The sequence below is a fragment of the Streptomyces sp. NPDC006879 genome (genome assembly GCF_042869595.1).
In the GTDB taxonomy this organism is placed as follows: domain Bacteria; phylum Actinomycetota; class Actinomycetes; order Streptomycetales; family Streptomycetaceae; genus Streptomyces.
Genome location: NZ_JBIAGC010000017.1, coordinates 99,810 through 123,713, shown reverse-complemented (window position 1 = coordinate 123,713; position 23,904 = coordinate 99,810). Strand labels below are relative to the sequence as shown.

Annotated in this window: 18 protein-coding genes and 1 pseudogene; 1 reads left to right on the top strand and 18 read right to left on the bottom strand. The window is 70.2% G+C overall.

The features are described from left to right. Positions 1–92 precede the first annotated feature (92 nt). From ACFYMC_RS16010 to hemL, 3 genes and pseudogenes are all read right to left on the bottom strand, one after another. Positions 93–464: pseudogene (locus ACFYMC_RS16010) on the bottom strand (hypothetical protein); the annotation flags it as partial. 200 nt (positions 465–664) lie between these two features. After that, on the bottom strand, positions 665–1,345 hold the full coding sequence (locus tag ACFYMC_RS16005; RefSeq protein ID WP_388524694.1) for a histidine phosphatase family protein: 681 nt from the start codon (positions 1,343–1,345) through the stop codon (positions 665–667). After that, on the bottom strand, positions 1,342–2,649 hold the full coding sequence (gene hemL, locus ACFYMC_RS16000; RefSeq protein ID WP_388524691.1) for a glutamate-1-semialdehyde 2,1-aminomutase: 1,308 nt from the start codon (positions 2,647–2,649) through the stop codon (positions 1,342–1,344). The genes ACFYMC_RS16005 and hemL overlap by 4 nt, the downstream gene beginning before the upstream one ends. A 134-nt stretch (positions 2,650–2,783) precedes the next feature. On the opposite strand from hemL, the gene ACFYMC_RS15995 reads away from it, so the two are divergent. Beyond that, positions 2,784–3,392, top strand: a complete 609-nt coding sequence (locus ACFYMC_RS15995) for a hypothetical protein (protein ID WP_388524688.1) — start codon at positions 2,784–2,786, stop codon at positions 3,390–3,392. Between the two features lie 26 nt (positions 3,393–3,418). Here the strand turns inward: ACFYMC_RS15995 and ACFYMC_RS15990 are convergent, their stop codons facing one another. The 15 genes from ACFYMC_RS15990 to ACFYMC_RS15920 all read right to left on the bottom strand — a co-directional run bounded on the left by ACFYMC_RS15990 (position 3,419) and on the right by ACFYMC_RS15920 (position 23,865). Continuing rightward, positions 3,419–4,018, bottom strand: coding sequence for a hypothetical protein (locus ACFYMC_RS15990; protein WP_388524685.1), 600 nt, complete (start codon positions 4,016–4,018; stop codon positions 3,419–3,421). Positions 4,019–4,167: 149 nt separating this feature from the next. Then, entirely contained in the window at positions 4,168–10,302 is a 6,135-nt protein-coding gene (locus ACFYMC_RS15985; protein ID WP_388524709.1) for a DNRLRE domain-containing protein, read from the bottom strand. Between the two features lie 546 nt (positions 10,303–10,848). Continuing rightward, complete coding sequence (locus tag ACFYMC_RS15980; RefSeq protein ID WP_388524706.1) at positions 10,849–11,616, bottom strand: 4'-phosphopantetheinyl transferase family protein; 768 nt, start codon at positions 11,614–11,616, stop codon at positions 10,849–10,851. A 2-nt stretch (positions 11,617–11,618) separates the two neighbouring features. After that, complete coding sequence (locus tag ACFYMC_RS15975; RefSeq protein ID WP_388524682.1) at positions 11,619–14,426, bottom strand: molybdopterin cofactor-binding domain-containing protein; 2,808 nt, start codon at positions 14,424–14,426, stop codon at positions 11,619–11,621. After that, positions 14,423–14,995: a (2Fe-2S)-binding protein gene (locus tag ACFYMC_RS15970; RefSeq protein WP_388524679.1), complete on the bottom strand. Its 573-nt coding sequence runs from the start codon at positions 14,993–14,995 to the stop codon at positions 14,423–14,425. Before ACFYMC_RS15970 ends, ACFYMC_RS15975 begins: the two co-directional genes overlap by 4 nt. After that, on the bottom strand, positions 14,992–15,942 hold the full coding sequence (locus ACFYMC_RS15965) for an FAD binding domain-containing protein (protein ID WP_388524676.1): 951 nt from the start codon (positions 15,940–15,942) through the stop codon (positions 14,992–14,994). Before ACFYMC_RS15965 ends, ACFYMC_RS15970 begins: the two co-directional genes overlap by 4 nt. Further along, positions 15,939–16,403, bottom strand: a complete 465-nt coding sequence (locus ACFYMC_RS15960) for an ester cyclase (protein ID WP_388524673.1) — start codon at positions 16,401–16,403, stop codon at positions 15,939–15,941. The genes ACFYMC_RS15965 and ACFYMC_RS15960 overlap by 4 nt, the downstream gene beginning before the upstream one ends. 91 nt (positions 16,404–16,494) lie before the next feature. Continuing rightward, positions 16,495–17,226, bottom strand: coding sequence for an AAA family ATPase (locus tag ACFYMC_RS15955; protein ID WP_388524670.1), 732 nt, complete (start codon positions 17,224–17,226; stop codon positions 16,495–16,497). A gap of 18 nt (positions 17,227–17,244) precedes the next feature. Further along, positions 17,245–18,306 (bottom strand): AvrD family protein, encoded by a 1,062-nt coding sequence (locus tag ACFYMC_RS15950; protein WP_388524667.1) that lies wholly within the window; start codon positions 18,304–18,306, stop codon positions 17,245–17,247. A gap of 3 nt (positions 18,307–18,309) precedes the next feature. Further along, on the bottom strand, positions 18,310–18,582 hold the full coding sequence (locus ACFYMC_RS15945) for an acyl carrier protein (RefSeq protein WP_388524664.1): 273 nt from the start codon (positions 18,580–18,582) through the stop codon (positions 18,310–18,312). Further along, a complete protein-coding gene (locus ACFYMC_RS15940; protein WP_388524662.1) occupies positions 18,576–19,364 on the bottom strand; it encodes an SDR family NAD(P)-dependent oxidoreductase in 789 nt (262 codons plus the stop codon). Before ACFYMC_RS15940 ends, ACFYMC_RS15945 begins: the two co-directional genes overlap by 7 nt. Then, a complete protein-coding gene (locus ACFYMC_RS15935) occupies positions 19,361–20,731 on the bottom strand; it encodes a fatty acid--CoA ligase family protein (protein ID WP_388524659.1) in 1,371 nt (456 codons plus the stop codon). The genes ACFYMC_RS15940 and ACFYMC_RS15935 overlap by 4 nt, the downstream gene beginning before the upstream one ends. Continuing rightward, positions 20,712–21,527, bottom strand: coding sequence for an HAD family hydrolase (locus ACFYMC_RS15930; protein WP_388524656.1), 816 nt, complete (start codon positions 21,525–21,527; stop codon positions 20,712–20,714). The genes ACFYMC_RS15935 and ACFYMC_RS15930 overlap by 20 nt, the downstream gene beginning before the upstream one ends. A gap of 340 nt (positions 21,528–21,867) precedes the next feature. Further along, entirely contained in the window at positions 21,868–22,680 is an 813-nt protein-coding gene (locus ACFYMC_RS15925) for an AAA family ATPase (protein ID WP_388524653.1), read from the bottom strand. Between the two features lie 267 nt (positions 22,681–22,947). Then, on the bottom strand, positions 22,948–23,865 hold the full coding sequence (locus tag ACFYMC_RS15920; RefSeq protein ID WP_388524650.1) for a helix-turn-helix domain-containing protein: 918 nt from the start codon (positions 23,863–23,865) through the stop codon (positions 22,948–22,950). Between the last annotated feature and the right edge of the window lie 39 nt (positions 23,866–23,904).

Here is a 23,904-nt window from a genome sequence, read left to right as displayed (position 1 = left end):
TCAACGCCTTCCAGATCGCCTTCGAAGGCCGCCTCACCCCCACCACCAGCCACTGAACCTCAACAACCAAGATCAGCCGTTGATTGGACACTCCCGGAGAGGAAGAAGGTCATGGCCGCGCCGTGGTCCTTGGCCAGCTTCAGGAAGCGCGGGAACAGGCCGTTGCCTATCTCGCCGGCGCCGTCCCAGCTGAAGACCACGAACTGCGGCGGGGTCTGACCCGGCTCCAGCCGAACCGGCTTGACCGGCTGGTGGGGCTGCGGGCCGGTGTCGGCCGTGGAGCCGTCGCCTATTCGTTTGATCGGGTCCGCCTCTACAGAGGGATTGCCGCCCTTGTCTGCGGGGTTCTGGTCGGGCCGCCGCCCGTTCTCGCTCCGGTCCTTGGAGGTGCAGCCGGCGATCCCCACCGCCGCCGCAGCTCCCAGCCCCATGCCGAGCAGGCCCCTCCGGCTGAAGTCACGCATGCCACCGCCCCGTCCGTCCCTCGCGTTCGCCCACTGATGTCCGGATATCTACATAAACGGACAATGAGTGAGAGCCTCGGGATGGCACGGTGGTTCCAGCCGCGCACACTTTTTCTCTTATCGGCCGCTCCGCGGCCGAATCCCGACCCAGGGATCCGGCCGCGGAGCCCACCCACCCGCCAGGGACGACGGGATGGCCCTCAGGCGCCGAACGCCTTCGACTTCCCCTTCACCGGCTTCGCGCCGGCCAGCAAGTGCGCCGGCACCAGATCCCGTGCGGGCTCGCTGTAGCCGACCGAAACGATCTCGTCCCCACGGAAGGTGAACGAGGTCAACGAAGCCAAGGTGCACTGCCGTCGCCGCGGGTCGTGCCACAGCCGGCGGCGTTCGGCGAAGCTCCGCACGATCCAGATCGGCAACTGGTGGCTGACGCACACCGCCTCATGGCCGCGCGCGGCCACCCGCGCCGACTCCAGGGCGCCCATCATCCGCACCACCTGTTCCAGGTACGGCTCACCCCAGGACGGTCGGAACGGATTGGTCAGGTGCTTCCAGTTCCCGGGCTTGCGCAGCGCCCCGTCACCCACCCCGAAGGTCTTGCCCTCGAAGACGTTGCCCGCCTCGATCAGGCGGCGGTCAGTGGCCAGGTCCAGTCCGTGGGTCTTGGCGATGGGCGCGGCGGTCTCCTGCGCCCGCTCCAGCGGAGAGGACACGACGTGCTGGATGTCCCGTCCTTCCAGGTGCTCGGCGACCCGGTCGGCCATCCGCCGACCCAACTCGGAGAGGTGGTAGCCGGGGCGGCGCCCGTAGAGGACGCCGTCCGGGTTCTCCACCTCGCCGTGCCGCATCAGGTGGACGACGGTGATCTCATCACTGCTCATGCCGTGGCCTCCGCGGCGGCGCGGGCGGCGGCGGGCAGTGCCGCCGCGATCCGCTCGACCGCCTGCTCGTCGTGGGCGGTCGAAACGAACCAGGACTCGAAGGCGGACGGCGGCAGGTAGACGCCGTCCGCCAGCATCGAGTGGAAGAAGGCGTTGAAGCGGAAGGCTTCCTGCTTCTTGGCCTGGTCGTAGTCGCGGACCTCGTCCTCGGTGAAGAAGACGGAGAACATGTTGGACGCGGTCTGCACGCGGTGTGCCACGCCCTCCTTGGCGAGCGCGCCCGTCACCAGTGCCTGGATCTCCCGGGACACCGCGTCCACCTTCGCGTACGCGGCATCGTCGAGCAGTCGCAGCTGAGCCAGACCGGCAGCGGTGGCGACCGGGTTCCCGGAGAGGGTCCCCGCCTGGTAGACGGGGCCGGCCGGAGCCAGGTGGGCCATGACCTCAGCCCGCCCGCCGAAGGCCGCGGCGGGGAAACCACCGCCCATCACCTTGCCGAAGGTCATAAGGTCGGGGCGGACCCCGTCCACCCCGAACCAGCCAGCGCGGGAGGTCCGGAAACCCGTCATGACCTCATCGGAGATGAAGAGGGCGCCCTGCTCACGACAGAGATCGGCCAGTCCCTGGTTGAAGCCGGCGACCGGCGGGACCACGCCCATGTTGCCCGGCGAAGCCTCGGTGATCACACAGGCGATCTCGCCGGGGTGCGCGGCGAAGGCGGCACGAACCGCATCCAGATCGTTGTACGGCAAGACGATGGTGTCCCCCGCCTGTGCGCCGGTGACACCAGGGGTGTCCGGCAGGCCGAAGGTCGCCACCCCGGAACCAGCCGCGGCCAACAAGGCGTCGACGTGGCCGTGATAGCAACCGGCGAACTTCACGACCTTGGCACGGCCGGTGAAGCCGCGGGCCAGGCGGATGGCGGACATGGTGGCCTCCGTGCCGGAGGAGACCAACCGCACCTGCTCCACGGGGTCGATGCGCTCGACGATCTCCTCCGCGAGGGCCACCTCCCCCTCGCCGGGCGTACCGAAGGAGGTGCCGCGGGCCACGGCCGCCTGGACGGCCTCGATGACTGCGGGGTGGGCATGGCCGAGGATCATCGGCCCCCACGAACAGACGAGGTCCACGTACTCACGACCGTCGGCATCCGTGAGGTAGGGACCGGTACCGGACACCATGAACCGGGGCGTACCACCCACCGCGCGGAACGCGCGCACGGGAGAGTTCACGCCGCCGGGGGTCACGAGGGACGCGCGGTCGAAGAGCGTCTGCGAAACTGGGGCTTTGTACGGGTAGCTCACATCGCCATGGTGTCAGAGGCCCGGACTGTCTTGCGGACGGGTGTTTCACCATCGTGCCGTGGGGGAGGTCACTGCCATGATGATCAGGTTGCGCGGCGGGGGCCGCGGAGCCGGAACAGCAGTCGGGTGGAGATATGCAACGCGGTGGCGGACTGGGTGAGGGCACCGGCGACCGGGGCCCCGAGCGCGCCCGTCGTCGCGGCCGGCACCGGCGCGGACCGGTCGACCCCACGGGTGTGGACCGCGGCAGGGGCGGCGAGCCCGATACGGACGTACCCTCGGCGGAGACCAGGAGCGGGGGGCGCGTGGGGGTGACCTACAAGTACTTCGGCGCACCGAACGGGGCCACGGCTGCGCGGGTACCGATGACGATGCGCCCGGAGGAGCTCGGCGGCGACGAGCTCGGCATGGGCGGCATGTTCACCAAGATCAAGCCGGAGACGGTGGCCGCGATGGTCCTGACCGGCATCGAGGGCATACCCCTGCACAAGGTGCCCCCGCTGGAACTGGTCGTCCTGCACCCCGACTACGCGGTGGTCAAACTCCCGATGACCGTCGTCGACCCGCTGCGCGGCATCGGCGAGGAGTCCGTCGGCGCGGCGGCCTTCATCTGGTCCACGGTCCCCGATCGCGGTGGCCCGCGCGACGCCTTCAACGTCTATCAACTGCTCCACGAGTGGCAGGACTTCTCGCATCGGCTGCACGAAGCCGGCCATCAGCCCTACTGCCTGGTCTGGCCCTGATCCGGTCCCCCACCCGTGCGGCGAACTCACTGACCGCTGTGCTGCTCCAGACCTCGCCGGACGTGCGGTGCGAGGAGAGTGAGCACGCTCCAGCTGGCACCCCCGTCCAGCCGCTTCCACGTGGTGGTGGGGCGCGCGTCGACCGTGGCCGTCGCGGAGTCCCGGCCGGTCTCGATGGAGATGCTCAGGCGCACCGGAACGCCGAGGGCGGAACCGTAGACGAGGGTGAGCCGGCCGTGGGTGAACTCGGCCACCTCCTCGATCCGTAGATTCGGTACCTGCTTGAGGGCGTGCAGCACGCTGTCGGTGAGCTGATAGGCCGTGGTACCCGGCACCAACGGCACGCGCAGCATCTGCCTGTGGTGCGCCGGCGCGGCGGCTGCGCCCAGGGCCAGGCCGTGGTGGGCGGCGGTACGCGCGGCCCGCCAGGTGTTGGAGGTGGCGATCAGCAGCATGAGGGCCGCACCGACGGACAGCCCCGCCGCTGCGCCCTGAGCGAGGGCACCGGGCCAACTCGCGGGTGCCTCCGCGATCAGCACCCCGGCCATGGCGCCTCCGCTGACCAGGGCGGAAGCACCGGCACCCAGCAGGAGTCGACGTGCGGTCGCGAGCCAGTACCTGAGCATCGAGGGGTTTCTCTCTTCCGTGCGGGGAGGGCTGAACGTTAGAGGGCTCGGTGTCGGGGGCGGTTCCGCCCCCGACACCATGAGGGCTCCGAAGCGCGGCGATCGGGAGGGGTCCACTAGCCGGTGCCCCTCCCGATCACCGCCCGGCACTAGCTGATGGCCCTCTTGAACTGGTCCCACGCCTTCACCGAGGCGCGGTCACCGTAGCCGCGGAAGACCTTGCCTCCGACGGCTTTGATGATCTTTCCTACGGCTCCGCCGAATCCGCCGATCGCGGCCCCGATGAGGGTGGCCTTGACGGCTCCGCGGATGGTGTAGCCGTGGCCACCGTGGTGGGTGTACCAGTACCGGGCGAAGCCGGTGATCCCACCGCCGACGGCGCCACAGATGATCGGCCCGGCGAACGGGGCGCAGACGGCGCCGACGATGGCACCGATGCCGGTGGTGAAGACGCTGCACCAGAAGCCGCAGGAGCGGGGCTTCTTCTGCTTGTTGCCGTCGAGGTCATAGGCGTTGACCGGGTCGGCGGGGTAGCCGTAGGCGTTGGCGTTGCCTCCGTAGACCGGGTCGGGGCTCAGGAAGCGGCCCGTCTGCGGGTTGTAGAGGCGCGAGCCCATCAGGGTCAGGCCGGAGACGGTCTCCGAGGAGCGCTGCTTGGCGCCGAGCCAGTCGTAGCGGAGCGCGTCCTTCCCGGCGCGCGGGTTGCCGTACTCGTCGGCGTCCAGGGCCGTCGGTGACTGGCTGACGTCCAAGGGGAGTTGAAGTGCGATGTCACCGTGGATGTTGGCCAGCTGGAGAACCGTCTCGCCGGTCTTGCTCGTGGTGGCGAGCAGCTCTCCGCCGGGCGCGGTGACATTGCGGGTCAGGCTCCCGCTCGCGGTGTCCTCCACGATCCATCGGGGGCTGTCACCGTCACCGTCGTAGTGGTTGAGCTTGGACGCGGTCTGCGTCCAGCTGCTGCCACCGCCGGTCTCGGTGGTCCAGGACCGGAACCGCATGCCGGCGTCGAGCTTCCAGGTCTGCCGCTGGTTGCCCGAGACGAGCTGGTGGGCCCGGTCGTTGGCGTAGTAGCCGACGGTGCTGCCCGGCAGGGCCGTGGTGCGGCCGAAGGCGTCGTAGCTGTAGCCGGCGTCGACGAGCCGGTCCGCGGTGTCGTAGGTGCTGTTCTTGGTGGTTCCTCCCGAGGAGGGGCAGTCCGCCCCGGCCGCGGCGGAAGCGGTGGTGCGGGAGAGGATGTTGGCGCGCTTGTCCAGGCTGTAGGAGCGGCGCGTGCAGACGTTCTCGTTGGTGTCGTTGACGGCGGTCAGGCGACCGGCGCGGTCGTACTGGTAGGCCTGGTCGGACCAGCCGGAGTGCCGGATGACCTGGTCGTGAGCGGACTTTGAGACGGTGTCGGACATGACGACCACGCCGTCGCTCTCGCGGGTGTACACACGGCTGGTGACCGCTCCGACGGGGTCGACGCTCTGGTCGAGCGCGTATCCGCCGGGCAGGCGCTGGCCGGTGACGGCTCCGTCGGCGTCGTAGGTGACGGACGTGGTGCCCGCCACCGAGTCGCTGGTGGAGACCGGCAGCCCGCGGGGTTCCGCGCTCGTGTCGTATCCGTAGGTCACGGACGAGGGCACGGAGTCGGAGACCTTGACCGGGCGGTCGAGGAGGTCGTACTCGTGCTTGGTGACTCCTCCGTCGGCGTCCGTGTAGGAGATCAGCCGGCCGAGCTTGTCGTAGGCCTTGGTGATCGTGCCGCCGGTGGACGAGGTGCTTCCGGCGGGGAGGCCGGTGGCGGGGTCGTAGGTGAGGGTGGTGTCCGGGACGGCTTGGCCCGGGCCGGTGACCGTGGTCTTCAGCGGGCGGCCGGCGGCGTCGAAGGTGGTGGCGGTCGTCCGGGCAGCGCCGTTGGCGGTGTCCGTCCGCTTGGTGTTCTGGCCGAAGAAGCCGTACTCGTAGACGGTGTCGGTGACCTCCGTGGGCTGTGAGCCCCCGCCGGTGATGTCACCCGCCGGGCCCGTCCAGCACACGGCGTCGGCCCATTCCGGGCGGCCCTTGCAACTGCCGGTGCCGGTGGCGGACCAGTAGGCGGTGACCCGGTTGGTCGGTTCCCCGCTGGCTGCTCCCGGTTGGCTGACGTAGGTGACCCGGCCCTGAGCGTCGTGGACGGTGTCGGTGGTGAGGTTGAGGCCGCCCGAGTCCGTGATGGTCAGGCTGGGCAAGCCCTTGGCCCAGTCGTACTGGATCTCGTTGACGCGCGCTTCGCCCTGGTTCGCGTCGTAGCCGCGGACCCGGACTCCGCGCACGGAGATGGTGAGCTGGTCCTTGACGGCGGCGGTGCCGTTGGTGGGGCGTCCCCCGTCGTACTCGTTGACGATCCACTCACGGCCCGGGACCGAGACTCCGCCGGCCACCAGGACCGTGGAGCCGGCCTTGAGGTCCTGGGTCAGGTCCAGGCGGTGCAGGGGGCCGAAGGTTTCGGTCTCGCGAACGCCGTCAGCGCTGTAGTAGCTGAGGTTGGACAGTTCCTCGGCCCGCTCGGCCGAGCTCAGGGATTCGATGCCAAGTCCGGCGAGCTCCCCGGCCGCGCCCGGGGCGGTACCGAGGGCCAGCTCGCGGTTGCCGGCGGTCAGAGTGCGGACCGTGTTGCCGAAGCGGTCGAACTCCTCCGTGGTGATGTGGCCGCCCGGCTTGGCGGTGTTGACCTCACGCCCGGAGACGCCGAGGTAGTGGACGTCCGCACGCTTGTAGTCCGTGGCGCTGAGGCCGGAGCCCGCGTGGGACGAGGGCGTGACGTCACCGGGGAACACCGCGGCGGCGTCGGTGGGCGCGTCGCTCTGCCCCCAGGCGCGGACGTCGGTGGCGCCCATCTTGTAGGGCGCGGAACCGCCGGTCAGCGGAACGTCGTAGACGAGCGTGGTGGCGTTGGTGCCTTCGGTCACATCGGTCGTGCCCTGCTTGAGGCCCGCCCGGCTCGCCTTGAGCAGCATGCCCTCACCCGCGGTGTCGGCGTTGCCCGCCTTTCCGTAGGTGAGCGTCCACGGCAGCTGGCCGGGGTGGGTCAAGGTGGTGATCCGACCGGAGCCGTCGTATCCGTACTCGGTCTTCAGGGAAGGCGTGATCTGGGGGTTCCAGGCCTCCCTCAGACGCCCGGCGGTGTCGTACCGGTACGTCTGGACGGACCTCCAGGTGGCCGATCCGGCTCCCGCCTCGGTCGACCACAGGCGAATCTCCTTGACCTGGCCGTCAAAGTCGCCCAGGACGGTGGAGGTGGCGGTGGTGGAGGTGGCGTAGACGAACTCCAGTGAGCGACAGCCGGCGGTGGCCGGAGTGCTCGCGCAGGTGGCGGTGGACGCCGCGGAGGTGGGGGCGACGATCCGCTTGGGGCGGGCCAGGGTCTTGCCGCCGACGAGGACCGTCTCCGAGACGACGTCGCTGGTGCTGGACGTCAGGCCGTTGAGCTTGGAGGTGTCGACGACCCAGGTCGTGGCCGCCGCGTCCGCCTTCTCGAAGCGGGTTTCCGAGCCTTCGGTGTCGGTGAGGGCGAAGCCGGTCGCGTAGGTCCCGGTGAGGGTCAGTTCCTCGGCGCCGGGCTCCGGGATCCAGCCGTTCTGCGCGGCGTTGGCGGTGAAGGCGATGACCTCGCCGCTTTCCCGGACAACGGAGAGCGCGGTGGGCGACACCTTCTCGATCTGCACGTAGTCCGAGCTGGCGCTGTCGGCGATGGTGCTGCTCGACCACTGCGTACCGAAGATCGGCGCCTGGCCCTCGGCCTGGGCGTTCGGTCGGCGGGAGGAGGCGGTGCGGCCGACCGACACGCCGAAGTAGGACGCGTCCCCTTCGGAGAGCTGGAAGTCTCCGGTGAGCAGGTTGACGGTGCCCGGGCCGACGCCCTGCGATGCGGCGCCCGAAGCCTCCCGGTCGACCACCAGCGTGAGCGGCTGGGTGCTGCCCGTGGCGCTGGCGGGACCGGTGAAGTCGGCCTTGATCTGGACGGTGCCGTCGGGCGAAACCGTGTCGGTGGTGTTCCAGACCAGCGGCTTGTTCTTGCCGCCGATCAGAGCCACCGGCCAGTTGCCGAGCGGGTTGCCATCGGAGGTGACGTCACCGGCCGGGATCGGGGTCCAGCTGTCGGCTTCCGAACGCCGCCAGAGGAAGGACACCTTGTCGTAGGTGGCGGCGTCGACCTCGACCGCGAGCGGCAGTCGACGGGCCGTGCGCTCGCCGTCCGCCGGCTGGAGGAAGCCGCCGGGACCGGCGTGGAAGGTGTAGGAGAGGGGCTCGGACTTGTTGTCGGCCTTGTCCACGGAGCGCACTTGAAGGGTGTGCGTGCCGTTCTTGGGGGGCGTGACGGAGAGGGTCTTGTCTCCCGCGGCCCCGCCGGTGGTGACCTTGGTCCAGCTCAGACCGTCCAGCGACCACTCAAGCCAGTTGTGGTCGGCAGCCGGCGGCGTGACCGTGAAGTTTCCGGCCTGCCCGGCTCCCTTGACCCAGCCGCCGGCCGGGTAGTCCGTGGAGACGATCTTGGTGGGGGCAGAAGGGGCCGATGTGTCGACGGTGAAGGTCTTCCACGCCGACCAGCCGGTGTTGTAGTGCGTCCCGTCGTACGGAGAGGTACGGAACTTGTACGTCTTTCCGTTGGTCAGCACGCCCGCCGGGACGGTGACCGAGGCAGACTTGCCGGAGGGGACGAAGGGGGAGACGAGGACGCTGCCGACCTGGGTGTCGGTGGCGCTGTCGTACACCTGGAAGGTGCCGTTGACCTTGTCCCCGTCGTTGTCGACGAAGGTGTCCCGCAGGGTGGGCGTGGTCGTGTTGACCACGTAGCTACCGCCGTAGGAGAAGAACGGGGAGCCGGCCTCCTGCTTGGTCCCGGTGCGGGGACGGTAGTTGTAGGTGACGACCAGCTTCGGAGGATTGGTCGCGGCGTTACCGGAGTTCACGCGCTTCCACTGCGGGACCACGGTCTCGGAGGTCGCCCGCAGGCCCATGTGTCCACGGGTGGCCTTCGCCGACGCCCATTCCTGGGCGAGCGTGGTGACGTCGGCGTTGATCCACCCGTCGGGGGCGGAGGTACAGGCCGGGTTGCCCTTGGTTTCGGTGGAGGTGGCCTTCTTGGCCGTCCAGGTGGGCTGGGCCGTCCACCGGCTGCTGGTCGAAGCCGCTCCCGTCGACCAGACCTCCCAGGGATAGGCCTTGCAGTCCGTGTTGGCCGAGTGGAAGTTCCACAGCGAAAGCTTGGCGTTCAGCACCAGGGAGTCGGCGAGCGCCGTGGTGTCCCAGGAGAGGAACGAACGGGCGGTGCGCGGTGTGCCGTTGCCGTTGACCGTGCCCGGGTTGCCCAGGTCCAGCTCGGTGTCATTGGACCAGTCGACCGTCTCGCCCTGCTGTACGTACGTGTCGAAGACGTTGGTCAGCGAGGAGGTGGAGGGGTCGACGGTGACCGGATACCGGGTGGCGGAGTCGGCGAGGAAGGCGGCGTCGGGGGTGACGACCAGGTCGACGCCCCCCTTGGTCTTGACCACCTTCATGCCCACTTTGGCGCGGCGGGTGTGTTCGCCGGAGACCGGGTCCACCGTGGCGTCCCACATCACGGGCGCCGGCATGACCGCCGTCTTCTTGCTCCTACGGTCGGTGAACACCACGCTGCCGTCGGGCTGCTGCTGAACCTTCAGCCCCTTGGCCCGCAGTGGCAGGGTGTACGAGAAGGGCTGGCCCGCCGGCTTGTTCTTGATCTCGACGAACTGCTCGAAACCCGTGCGGGTCGCTTCCACCACGACGTCCGCGCCCGGCACGGCTTCCGGGTAGGTGGCGCGGGTGCCGTCGAGTTCCGGGACCGGCAGGTCTCCCCGCCACTGGAGGGTGATCTGCTGCTCGCCCTCACCCAGGGTCACCAGATCGGTGGCGGTCGTCCGCCCCGCCGTGCGTGGTGCGCCGGCTCGGCGGGCACCCGCGGCCAGCCGCAGCCCTCTCGGGTGGGCCTTGGCTTCGACCGATCCGTCCTGGGCGGCTTGCAGGTTGACGTCGACCGGCACCCAGTCGCCGTCGCGCTGGAAGCGGACGGGGCCGGCGGAGACCTCGGTCGTGAGGCTTCCGTCCTTGTTGGCCCAGGTGGTGCTGGTCTCGGTGCGCTCCGAGAGCGCCTCGACTCGCTCCCCCGAGAGCCTGGCGGCCACCCGGGCGGAAGTGATGTCGGCGGCGGTGGTCGCCGCCTTCTTGGGTGCGGCGGCCGGCCTGACGGTCGGTGCCGGGGCGGCGAGCGCGGACTCCGTCCCGTACAGGACCGAGAGCGCCATCACGACGGCGAGCCCGCCGGATATCTCGCGCATGCGCCGGGCCCTTGTGGGCCGACTGTTTGAGCCTCCGCGAAACGCGGACAGCCCTCTGACTGTGTGCACTTTTCCCCTACGAGTAGACACAAAAGGCGCATGTGATGCACCTCACTCGACTTCACAGGGACTTTATCGATCGGCAATTCATCCGAAAGCGATCAAACTCGGCACACTTGAGGATTGCTTGAGGTTGGAAATTGTTAAGGAAAACACAGTTGCCCAAGAAAGGGCCAGGAAACGGTCAAGGATTTCCTTGCCAATTACCTTTCACCATGCGGTAATTGTTGGCTTATCGCCCAGATTGCGGAGAACGACTTCTCCGTTCAGCGGCGCGCCTACCCAGAGGCCGCACCTCCATGCACCTGCATTCCGTCCTTTCTCTGCGCGTCCACCACACCCGCCGCCACCACACCCGCGAGCGATGCGCACGCCGGACCTCAGGGCTCGCCTCACACCCCGCAGCCGCGGAGAGCGGTGGAGGGACACCGGCTCCCCGTGCTGCGGGGCGGTTTAGGCGGCCAGCTCCGTCAGAACCAGGTCCCCGGGTGTGAGCTCCGTCGGGGCGCCGTTGTACAGACACTCCATCGGCAGCCAGTGCAGCCGCACCGGGCCCGTGGGGCCGCCGTGGTGGACCGCCACGGCGGCGGTGTGCCGGGGCCCGCAGGGCACGTCGTGGACGGTCCAGTCGGGTGGACGCCGGGACGGGTCCAGCCCCAGGTAGTCGGTCGCAAGGTCACGGCTCAAGCCGGTGCCCAGTCCCTTCAGATACGCCTCCTTGCGCGTCCACAGCTGTCCGAAGGCGGAGGTCCCGGCCTCTGCGGGGGCCTGCGCCAACTCGGCTTGTTCGGCGGGGTGGAGAGCCGGCGCACAGATCTGCGTGGTACCCACACTGGGCAGCTTCTCCACGTCCACCCCGATCTCCACGTCCGAGACCCCGATCAGCGCCATCCCGCTGCTGTGCGACAGCGAGAAGTGCAGGGGGGCGTCCGGCAGGGTCAACACCGGTCGCCCGTGCGGGGCATCGCAGCAGGGGCAGGGGGCCCGCCCGAACTGTAGGGTCCGGGCTTCAGTGCCGACGTAGGCGCTCAGCACCCGCCGGAGCGCGATGTGCGCCGACGCGTAGAGGAAACCACCGGATTGGCGCCGGCACGCGCTGGCCCGGCCCTGCTCCGCCTCGTCGAGCTCGGTCAGGTCGAGGACACCGGTGATCTCCTCCGGCTTCGGCTGGCGCAACAGCCACAGATCGGCGCCGCCGTTCGGCGGCACCGGCAGGGTCACCGTCAAGACGCACCTGCTCTCGTCACGCGCAGCAGATCGACGATCTGGTCGGTCAGCGCATACGTGCTCTCGGCGAGCAGGATGTCCTTGAGGCCCATGGTCACCCCCAGCGTGTCCTGGACCCGGCGCTGGAGTTCCAGGCCCGCGATGGAGCCGATGCCGATGGAGACCATCGTCCGTTCCAGGGCGAGGTTCTCCGGCGCCACGTCGAGGAGCCGGCTGAGCTCTCGTCGCAGGTAGTCCAGGACGAGGCGGTGCTTCTCCGCGGCTTCCGCGGCGGCCAGTTCGGTCGCGGCAGGAGCGGCGACCTCGGCCGCCGGTGGTTCCTCGGTGGAAGTGTCGTCAACCGGCTGCGCATGCAGCCAGTCGAGGACGGACTGGTTGATCGTCATTGGGGATGCCTTCCTTGACTCGTCGGACTTCTTCCTCAGCAGCCCACGCACCCGGGCCGGGTGCAGGGGCAACGCGCCCACGACGCCGCGCAGTTGCAGGGCATCACGCACGGCGCCCGCGAGGGCGGCACCACAACCCGCGGTGCCGCCCTCGCCGACGCCGCGCACGCCCAGTGGGTTGCCCGGTGCGGGGGCGTCCTCGAACACCACGGTCTGGATCTCGGGGAGGTCCGAGGCCCGCGGCCACCGGTAGGCATCGAGGGTCAGGGTGAGCGGCCGGCCCCGCGGGTCGTAGCGGAACTCTTCGGACAGCGCGCCCCCGATGCCCTGCACCGCGCCGCCGACGAGTTGCCCGCGCACCAGTTCCGGGTGGACGCTGCGCCCTATCTCGTAGGACAGCGCGTACCGCAGCAGCCGCACCGTCCCGGTGTCCGGGTCGACTTCCACCTGCGCGAAGTGCGCACCGTAGGGATACGTCATGCCGCGGGCCGAGAAGGTGGCCCGCCCGATCAGGCCGGGCTCTTCGGCGGTGGCCACGTACTGCGGGGCGAAGGCGGCGGCGGCCAGGTCGGGGTAGTCGATGCGGCGGTCGGGGTCCGCGTCGTCGCACAGGCCCCCGCGGTGGGCGCGCAGCCGTTCCTCGGGCACGCCGAGCAGGGGCGCGGCCACCCGCTTGGCGGCGGCCAACGCCTTAAGCGCCGCCATGTGTACCGCGCTGCCACCGACCACCGTGGAACGGCTTCCGAAGGTGCCGCCACCGTCCGGGAGGACCTCGGTGTCGGAGAGCTGGACATGGACGGACTCCGCGGGTACGGCCAGTTCCCGGGCGGCGATCTGCGCCATGGCCGTCTCGATGCCCTGACCGAGGTTGGAGCCGCCCATCGAGACCCGCACGGCCCCGGTGACCCCGATGTCGACGACGGCGCTGTCGTAGCCGATGCCGGCCTTCTCCAACACCATCGCGCAGCCGGCGCCGAGGAGCCGGCCGGTCGCCCGTGCGTCCCTCGCCTGTTGCCGCCACAGTTCGTAGCCGACGGCGTTCCTGGCCTTGTCGAAGTGCTCCCGGTGGTCCTTGCCGTCGAGCAGCATGGGTGCGCCGAACAGGTGCAGGGGCCGCCGGTGCGGGAGTTCATCGGCTCCCAGGAGGTTGCGGCGGCGGATCTCGACAGGGTCCACGCCGAGCTCCGTGGCGGCGACGTCGAGCACGTGCTCCCTGACGAAGGTCTGCTGGAAGCGGCCCGGAGCCCGGTAGGTGCCGATCGGGGTCTTGTTGGTGGCGACGATGTGGACACGGGTACGGCAGGCCGGGAGCCGGTAGGGGCCGGACATCATGGCGGCGGTCAGGACGGCGGTGACCGCGCCGTGGGTCCGGACGTACGCGCCGTTGTCCAGCCAGGCCTCATCCCGCAGCGCCAGGAGGCGGCCCTCCTCGGTCAGGGCGATCTCGATGCGGTGGCGCTGTTCGCGCGCGTGGTTGGCGGCGACCAGGTGTTCGGCCCGGTCCTCGGTCCATTTGACGGGCCGTCCGGTGCGCAGGCACAGCAACGGCACGAGGAAGTCCTCGGGGTAGAACTCGCCGCGGATACCGAAGCTGCCCCCGGCGTCGGACACCCTCATCTGGATCCGGTGCTCGGGAAGTGCGAGCAGACCGGCCAGGATGCGCCGGTTGACATGCGGGACCTTGGTGGCGCCCCAGAGGACGAGGCGACCCTCGCGTTGTTCGTACTCGGCGGTCAGTCCGCGCGTTTCCAAAGGGGTACCGCTGTGGCGACCGACGTTCAGTTCCGCGGCGACGGTTCGGGGCGCGGCGGCGAAGATCTCGTCGACCTCTCCGTAGCCATACTCGACGACGCCCACCTCGGCGCCCGCTCCCCGCAGGGAAGCGGGCCGCAAGCCGGCGGCCCCGCGGGCGTCCAGCGCTACGGGAAGCTCGTGCAGTTCCAGGGTGTCGAGGAGGGATTCCGCGGCGTCTTCGGCCCGGTACGGGTCATCGGCCAGGACTGCGGCGACCGGCTCCCCCGCGTACCGCACGAACCCCTGCGCCAACGGCGGCTGCAGGTAGGGCCCGAAGTCCATGCCGGGGGTGGGTTGGCGGACCGGGATGCGGCAGCCACCGGGGAACTCCCGCTCCAGGTCCGCTCCGGTCAACACCCGGACCACACCGGGCTGGCGGGCGGCGGCCGACACGTCGATGCCCTCGATGCGGGCGTGCGCGAGGGGCGAGCGGACCAGCCTCAGCCACAGCTGCCCCGGCCGCACCACGTCGTCGTGGAAACGACCCCGGCCGCGCAGCAAACGCTCGTCCTCGCTGCGGTACGGGCCCCGGACGGCGCCGGGCCGCCGCCGGGGCACCGGCCCGGCGGTGCCGCCCTCGACACCGGCGGGTCCCCAGCCGGTGTCCGGGCTCCGCCCGGTCACGGCCCCTCCCCTGTCGGGGCGGTTCGGAACCGGTCCGGACGCCGGACGTGCGGGGGGCCGACCGGCACGGATCCCGCGACCGCCTCGATCGCGTCGATCACCGGCTGGTACCCGGTGCAACGGCACAGGTTGGCCGAGACGCAGTCGCGGATGCGGGCGCGCCCCGGGACGGGCTCAGCCCGCAGCAAGGCGGTGCCGAGCATCAGCATGCCAGGCGTGCAGTAGCCGCACTGCACCGCGAAACTGCGGCGGAAGGACTCCTGGAGGGGGCCCAGCCGGCCGTCCGGCCGGGCCAGCGATTCCACGGTCTCCACCAGGGCGCCGGCGGCCTGCACCCCGAGCACCAGGCAGGACCGGACGGGTTCCCCGTCGAGCAGCACCGTGCACGAGCCGCAGGCGCCGGTGTCGCAGCCCGCCGGCGTGCCGGTGAGGCCGAGGTCGCGCCGCAGGACCTCGACGAGACTGCGGCGCGCTTCGGTGCGCACCACAGACGGTTTCCCGTTGACGGTCACTTCGACGGTGCACGGGCCCGCTTCCACGGTGGGCGGGCGTTCCTCGGCCCCGGTCATCGCGCGGTCAGCTCCGCCGTGGCCAGGAGGGGACCCGCCGGCAGCCGCTCGGCTGCACGGGCGTCCGCCATGGCCCGTTGGTCGGCGTGCCACAGTGCGCAGCCCACCGAACTGTCCAGCACCCGGGTGGCCAGGGCGGTCGCCAGGGCGCGGTGGTCCGCGGTGAGGGTGTAGTCGCCGCCCGGTTCGGCGGCCAGGCGGGCGATGTCCGCCACCAGTCCGTCCTGCTCCGGATCCCGGCCCAGCAGGGCGCGCTCGGCGGCGTAGGCGCGCACCGGGCGATCCGTGACCCCGCCAAGGGCGATCCGCGCGCTGGAAACCAGCCCGTCGGCCCCGACCTCGACGGCCGCGGCCACCGCCACCTCCGGCAGCCGCCCGGGCTGGAGGGCGTGCTCGGCCAGCATGGCGCTGGGAGCGGCGCGGGGCAGTCGCACCTCGGTGAGCAGTTCACCGGGCAGCAGCGCGCTCAAGTGCCGGCCGAGGAAGAAGTCCCTGGCCTTGATCACCCGGCGGCCGTGCGGCCCGTGAGCGGTGATCTCGGCGCCGAGCAGGACGGCGAGCAGGCACCACTCGGAGCGCGGGTCGGCGTGGGCGAGGGTGCCTCCGACGGTTCCACGGGTACGCACCGGCAGGTGCCCGATCAGGTGGGCCGTTTCCGGAAGGACGGGGAAGCGGTCCAGCACCGTGCGGTCCAGGGTCCGCTCCAACCAGACGTGCGGGGTGAGAGCGCCGACGCGTAGTCCGGCTCCGTCACCGTGCAGGTAGCGGTACTCGTGCAGCCGCCCCACGTCGACGAGGACCTTGGGCTTGATCAGCCTGCGGTTGAGCAGCGGGATCAGCGACTGGCCGCCGGCCAGTACCCGGGCGTCCTCGCCGTACTCCCCCAGCTGGGCGACGGCTTCTTCGGCCGAGGCGGGCCGCACGTAGTCGAAGTGAGCGGGCTTCATGGCCGTGCCTCCAGGGGTACTTCCAGGGTGGTGTGGTCCAACTGGCGCATCACGTCGGTGATGTCGAAGTGGGCGGAGCGCTCGATGACCTTCTCGCCGCGGAACCGGTCGATCCCGATCGCGGTGAAGGTGGCCCGCCGGCCGCTCGGCGGCAGTCCGCGGAAGGGGCCCAACTGGGTTCCGGAACACTCGACTCGTGTGATGACGGTGTCGCCTTCGGCCCACTGCTCCTGCACCAGGTCGCTGATGTCGGGGAAGGCGGTACGAAAGGCCCGTACCCAGGTGCGTACGCCCTCGGGGCCGCGCAGGGCGAACTGCGGCCAGCGGAAGTCCTCGTGGAAGAGTTCGTCGGCCAGGTGCAGTTCACCCCTGGTGATGATGTGCTCGAAGAGCAGCGCTATCCGCTGCTTGCGGGCCTCGGCCGAGTCGCCGGCGGGTACTGGGGTGGGGACGGAGTTCATCGCGTTTCCTTTCTGCCGGGCCGGTCGGTGGGCCTGGGTGGTGAGCGGGTGGGTGGTCTGGGTGGGTCGGGCCTGCCGCGCGGGCCGGCGGCTACCTGGTGGCCGTGGCCAACGGCGCCGGATCGCCCTGGGGGCGCTGCTGCTCCAGACACCAGTCGATCGAGGCGTAGTCGGCCCGGGCCAGTTGGAGCGCCTGGTCCAAGGAGCGCACCGGGGACAGCTCGTAGTGGTCGGTGATCTGCTCCAGCCGGCCGGGGATCGGGCCGTCGACCACCAGGCAGGGAATCTTCAACTCGTCGAGGGTGCGGAGCAACATGTCGTCGCAGTAGCTGCGGAACTCCTCGTTCATCGGCCGGTGGTGGCCGGAGCCGGGCCGTATCGGCCCGGGTGGGCGGCGCAGGTGGACGAAGGCGTCGAAGGACTCCCGCACGTGCTGCTTGAAGGCGTGACCGAGTTGCTCGGTGACCGCGGCGAAGAAGCGCATGTCGGCCGAATCGGGGTCCGGGCCGGCGCCCGGCCGCCCCGGGTCCATGCCGAACTCGACCCGGGCCGCCGCGTAGATCCAGTCCTGGAGCGAGGAGCCGTCGGCCAGGTACTGCGCCCCGAGCCGGGCCTCGTTGACCGCGCGGTGGGTGTGCCGGCGCACGGCCACCTGGAGGTACTCGGCAGGAGTGACCTGGGTGAGCCTCTTGCCCGGCACGGCGTCCGGCAGGATCTCCCGGATCGCCTTCACCGGCGCGTACGGGATGCCGGTGAAGTACGACAGGGCGGTCACAGTCGAGGTCTTGCCCGAACCGTACGTACCGGAGATGGACAGTCTCACGTGTGCGCTCCTTGTAGGTCAGGTCGCCGAAGCCGCTGCGGCTGCGGGCAGTTCGTGGGCGAAGGCGCAGCGCAGCGCGACACCGCCGAGGGAACCGGCGATGTCGACGCTGCGCCAGGTGCTGCCGCGCAGCGGCAGCAGACGTTTGCCGCTGAGCGCCGCTTCGGCGCGCAGCGGGGGTTCGAAAGGGGCGGGCAGCGGCCGGGGGCGGGCGTCTTCGGCTTCCAGGACGGTCCGTGTCATCCACAGGGTGTTGCTCTGCGCCCGGGAGACCGAGTCCAGTTCGTAGAGCAGCACCTGGGCCAGCTGGAGGTTGACGACGAACGCGTCCAGGAGCGAGACGGCCGGCTGAGCGCCACCTTCCAGCCCCTGGCCGGCGCCCGAAGCCGAACCCGTCGGGTCGGACTCCGCCTCGAAGCGAACGGCCGCCTCGGCGCGCAACGCGCTCATGTCCACCTGGACGTTGTGGATGTGGTGCCGACGCAGTTGGAAGCCCTCCCCGTAGAAGCGGTCCGGGCCGGGGCCCAGTGCCTCGGTCAGGTCGGCGTACCGCGCGAGTCCATCGGCCGCGGCGCCGTGGCCGTGCTCGATCTCGCAACGCACCTGGAGGTTCCCGACCGCGCATTCGTGTACAGACCGGGAACGGCCGGTTGCCTGCTCCACCCCTTCGGTCCTCAACAGGCGCGCGGCCAGCGGCACGCCCTTCAGGATTTCCTGCGGCGCACCGCCCGCCCGCAACTGCACCTTGCGCAGCCGCATCTGACGCCGGGCCGATCCGTCCAGGCCGTAGCCGTGCGCCAGGTGTAGCTCCGCCAACTGCACACCGAGGACCAGCGCGTCCACGGTGCTCAGGTGCGGTCGTAGATCGCTGCCCGTCCGCTTGCGGGACCAGTCCCGCGGGTAGTCGATGTCGGCGGTGGCCCGCACCCCGGGGCCGGTGGTGGCGGGGCTGACGAGGAGGTCACGGACCGTGTAGCGGGCCCGCTGGTACCCGCGGGAGAAGAACCTGTTCTCCCCCGGGCCCAGGTAGTCCTCGATGGACGTCAGCCGCAGTTGCTGGTCGGGGCGGGCGGCCGGCACGCCTCACACCTCCGCCGGGACGGACCGTATCGCGTCGTCGTAGGCGGCGATCAGGTCGCGGATGGTGCGGATGTCGGCGATGGAGAGCTGCTCGCCGAAGGGGTCGACGCCGAGCTCGGCCTCCAGTTGGATCAGCAACTGGGCCAGCATCAGCGAGTTCAGACCGATTCGGAGCAGTTCGTCGTCGAGGGTGAAGTCCGGTGCGTCCTCGTCGCCGAGGAGCAGGGCCCGGATTTCGCTTTCGATGATGTCCTGCACTTCCTGCTGCTCTAACATGTGATGCCTCCGTCGATGATCAATGCCTGACCTGTGATGAATTCCGACCGGGGCGAGGCGAGGAAAAGAACCGCGTCGGCCACTTCCGCCACGGTGCCCAGCCTCCCGAGCGGGGTCCTGTTCTTGATCTTCTCTCGGTTGGCGGGGGTGACGTCCGCCGTCATATCGCTGTCGAAATAGCCGGGGGTCAGGGTGTTCACTCGGATCCCCAAGGGGCCAAGTTCCCTGGCCAGGCTGCGACCCAACCCCTCCAGGCCGGCCTTGGCAGCCGCATAGACAGAAACCCCCCGATAGCCACGGACCGCGTTGATGGAGGAAATGTTGACGATGACTCCACCACGGGCCCTCACCATGGCTCGGGAACAGGACTGGGTGAGATGCAGCGGGGCGAGCAGGTTCGCGGTGACGATCTCATCCATGCGTTTGGGAGCAGTGGTGAGAAAGAGCTCCCGGTGCAGAATCCCCGCGTTGTTGACGAGCAGGTCGATCCGTCCGAACTGACGGGCCACCCTCCGCCCGAATTCCCGTACCGACTGGAGATCGGTGAGATCGACGCCTTCCCAATGGAAGTCCTCCGGATACTTCTGGGCGGCCCAGCCGGTGAACTCGTTGGCGGTGCGGGAGAAGGTGGCCACCCGCCAGCCTTCGGCGAGCAGACGCTCGACCAACACCCGGCCCAGCCCGCGGCTGCCCCCGCTGATCACGGCGACACGGCGCGGGGTGCCCGACACCTCCCGCTCGTCGGCGGCCGGGGTGCCCGGCCGGCGGTCCGGCACGCTCATGCCCCACCCCGCGCCTTCTTGAAGCGGTCCGAGTGGTGGTCGGCATCGGAGATCTCGACGACCACCGGCACCTTGAACGCCTCCAGTCGGCGCCTGCAGTGGGCGCGTACCTGCCGGGAGACCTCCCGCGGATCGGGGGCCGAGGCGTACCCGTCGGCCAGCTTGACGGTGGCGCGCACCACCTGCCCGGTGACGTGACTGGGGCGACCGGAGACGGTGGCGTCGGCGATCAGGTCCATCTCCAGCAGTACGGACTCGACTTCGCTGGGGTAGACCTTCTCCCCGGCTACGTTGATGATCTCGGAGTCCCGCCCGAGGATGCGGACGTACTCGCCGTCGACTTCCACGGCGTCCTGCGTGTTGAAGTAGCCGTCGGCGTCGAACGGGGCCGGCGCGTTGAGGTAGCCGAGCATCGCCTGGTCGGAGCGGATCCACAGGATGTGGTCCCGGATGCGGTAGTCGAACCCGGCGCCGCCCAGCTTTACCCACAGGCTGTCGTCGCTGCGGGACTTGGTGGGCATGATGCCGAGCTCGGACAGCCCGTACGTCTGCTTCAGCCGCACGCCGGGCAACGCTGCGGCGAGCCGGCTCAGCGTGCCCTGGGGCATCGGCTCGGTCCCATAGGTGACCAGTTCCAGGGAACTGAGGTCGTGGCGCTCGGCGGCGCCGGATATCAGCAGCATGTTGAGGAAGGTGGGGGTGGTGGGCAGGAGCTGGATGCGGTGGGCGGAGATCGCCCCGCACACCGTTTCGGGGGTACGGGCCCCGATGGTGACCAGCGCACCGCCTTGGCTGAGGGTGTGCAGCACCGTGTTGATGCCGCCGATGTGGTCGAGGTTGAGGAACCCGAGGGTGCGCTGCGGACGGCGGGCCGGCCCGTACCTGTCGAGCATCCGGCCGAAGTCCAGTGCGGTGGCCTTGGACCGGCCGGTGGTGCCCGAGCTGAACACCACCAGGCCGGGTCGGTCCCCGGCGCGCAAGCGACCGTAGATCTCATGGTTGGCTTTGCGCCCGGTGTGGGTGGTCCGGTCGCTGACGCCGTCCGGGTCCCCGGCGCCGTCGAGTGTGATCACGCTCTCGGCCTGTGCCAACGCCAGGAACTCCGCGCGTTTGGCTGCCGGCAGGGGTGTGAGCGGAACCGCGATGGCCTTGCACGCGAGCAGCGCGAGGAGCCCGGCGCAGGCTTCCGCGCTGCTGACCCCTTCGAGTGCGACGACCCGCCCGGCGCGGATGCCGTGCCGCTCGAAGCGCCGCTGCCAGGCCGCGACCCGCTCCAGCAGGTGCGCATAACTGTGGCTCCGGTCGCCCACGATGATCGCGTCGGCGTCCCCGAAGCCCTGCATCCGTTCAAGGAACCAGCTGGTCATGGGTTCTCCGAGGCCTCGTGGTGGACAGGAGGGGACGGGTGCGGGGCGTGCTGGGCGCCCGCCCCGCACCTGACGGGAAGGGCTGCACTGGATCGGGCGGTAGCGGCACGGACGGCAGTTGGCGCCAGCCGTTGGCCCGGGCGGTGGCGCGCAACAGCCGGTCGCCGCCCACCACCACCGCGGCGCCGGCGGCGCGCAGCATGGGCAGATCGGCGTGGCGCGCCGCATAGGCGAGCAGCCGGGGCGGCGCGGTGCGGCGCCGGGTGGCGACGCTGTGGACCGCATAGGCCTTGGCACGGCCGGTCATGGGTGGCCGGCTGAGGGCACCGGTGTAGTGGCCCTGGCGTATCTCGGGTTCGGTGCACCAGACTTCGTCGGCCCGCAGGTCCGCCGCGATCAGGTGGAGGCAGGCGGGGAAGGAGCCGGAAAGCAGCACCAGGTGGTCACCGGCGACCTGGTGGCGGCGGAGTTCGGCGAGGGCGTGGGGATGGTAGTAGGTCCCGCTCTCCTGCTCCTTGCGGAACCACTCCTCGGCGATCGCGCTGACCGTGGCTGCCCGGGCACCGGCGAGGTCGGCGAAGTAGGTGCGCAGGGTCAGCTCGGTCGAGCAGCCCAGCCGTGCCATCGCTTTGAACTTGCGTCGCCTTTCCTCGAATTCGGTGGCGGGGCGGCCGAGGGCGGCGAGGTAGTGGCGCAGGAAGGCCTGCGGGCTCGGGGAGGTGGTGAGGGCGTGGTCCACCTCGAAGAACACCGTCCGTGCCGCGCGGGTCCCGGTGTCGGGTCGGGTCCGCTTCATCGGGGCCACCTCCTTGGTCGGTCCGCTCTTCTGCTGTGGCTGCCCGGTCGGTCGGTGGACCGGCCGGTTTCGAAGGGCCCCTCCCCGCGGGGGTGGATGAGAGGGGCCCTCCGCTGCGACGGCGCAGCGGGGGCGTTGCGCCGTCGCGGCTCTGGGCGCGGGCGGTGCGGTGGTCGCTCGCGCTGTGGCCGCGGTGGTCTGCCGGAGGCGTGCGGCCTGTGGTGCGGTGTGTCGTGGGGCGGTACGTCGCGGCCGGGTTTGGGCGTACCCGGGTGATGTGACGACCCGGCGAGGTGCTGGGCCGGGCGTCGCGAGCCGGTGGAGCCCTCCGGTCACGGCACTAGTACCTCAGGGCGAGGGCGAGTTGCCGCGCCCGGATCCTGGCGGAGTTGTGGGGTGGCCGCGTGGCGGGGTGGCGTGCGGCTGCGGGAGCCGCGCGCACCCGCCGTTCGACCTCCTGGACGGCTTCGGCCACGGGGCGGAGGACGGGTAGTCCGAGGAGTTCGGTGATCTGGGTGACGCGTGCGGTGAGGGTGCCGCGGACGGTCCGGTACGGGATTTTGCTGTCTGCCAGCGCCTCGCGAAGGAGCTCGTCCGCGAGGCCCCGTAGGCGCTCCGAGGCGGGACGGTGGCCGTCGTGTTCCAGCCCGAACTCGACGGGCAGGTGGATGCAGGCGTCGTAGGTCCGCCCGGCGCGGGATCGGGTGAGGAGGCCGAGGGTGTCTGCGTACCGCTGGTAGACGTGTTTGACGGGCAGCCCGACGACCGACTTCAACCCCCGATACCACCACGGCATTTCGGGGCTCATGCCAAGCCGCATGCGGGCCTCCAGGTAGGCCCACTCGTGGAAGACTCCGCCGTCGGTCAGGAAGGGACCGTCGCCGGACTCATGGTGAACCCGCTCCTCGAAACGGCGCAGTTGGAGTCCGACCAGTTCCATGGCGCTGAGCTCGGCAAGGGTCTTCCCCGGATGCACTTCGGGGAGGAGTTCCCGTGAGGTCCGAGCTTCGGTACGGGGAATTCCGGTGACCAGGGAGAGCGCTTCCACCGTGGTGGATTTCCCGGAGGAGAACGTGCCGGAAACGGCGAGTTTCAGGTAGGGGTTGTCGGCCCACTGGGGGAGTGACCGCTGCCGTCTCGTCTGGGCGTTCACGCCTTCACCTCTCCCCCGTCGACCCGCTGAAGGTACTCACGCTCGAAATCATCTCAGTCACCCACTGGCTTTCCCAGAGTCCAATATCACCGGCATCAGCGGCGGTATTCGCGCGGACACCATGTCCAGGAACAACAGGTTCGCTCAGTTCGATTCGTTTGAATTCATGACCGTTCATTCGCACTTCTCTGACCCCGGCGACCACTAATTGACGTGGCCGCAGCGATCTCGGTGACCGGGGTCACTCTGGCCCCTACGCAAGGACCTTCAGGCCGGCACGCCGTGCTCGCTGAGCAGACGGACCTGAGGAGCCAAGGTCGCCGGCGCCACACTGTGCCCCCAGCGGCTGAGCTTCTCCGCCGTTCCGGTGCCGGCGTGCGGGCTGAGCAGGATCAGCTGGAGGCCGGACTGCGAAGTGAAGTCGAAGGCGATGCGGGTGAAGCTGAGTTCACCCAGATCCGGGTGGTGCACCACCTGCGTGGTCGACGAGCCGTCGGTGACGTGGTGCCGGGCCCACAGGACGACGAATTCCGGGCTCTCCTCACGCAGGTAGTCGATCAGCGCCAGCATCCGGGCGTCGTGCAACAGCTCCCCGGCCTGGGCGCGGAACCGCGCGACCGCGTCCGAGGCGTCGCACTCCCAGCGCGGGAAACGAGCACCGGCGGCTTCCCGATCGAAGAGCATCTCCAGGTAGTTGGGCCGCTCCCCGCCGATCCCGAGCAGTCGCTCGGCACTGGCGTTGGCCGCGGTGATGTCCCAGTAGCGGTCGATGACGTAGGCGGGGTTGGGGAGGTACTCGTCAACGATCTTCCGAGTGAGCTCCAGGTCTCCGATCGGAATCCTGGGGCGGCCGGTCGCCGCGTACCCCGCGAGCCGCAGCACGTAGAGCAACTGCGCCTCGTCCAGGTCGAGTACGCCGGCGATGGCTTCGAGGATCTCAGGGGAGACGTTCTTCGCCCGCCCCTGCTCGATCCAGGCGTACCAGGAAGCTCCGATGCCGGCGAGCATGGCGACCTCTTCGCGCCGCAGCCCCGGCAGCCGCCGCGCCCCGCCGCCGGGTAACCCCACCTGCTGGGGGGTCACTTCGGCGCGGCGCGCGGCGAGGAAACTTCCCAGTTCGGCGTACTTGGGGTCGACCGGCCGGGTGGGCCGGGCAGCCGCCCTGGTGGTGGCGCTTCGGGTCATGTGGTGATCCTCCTCGGTGGACAGCCACCCTGCGGACGC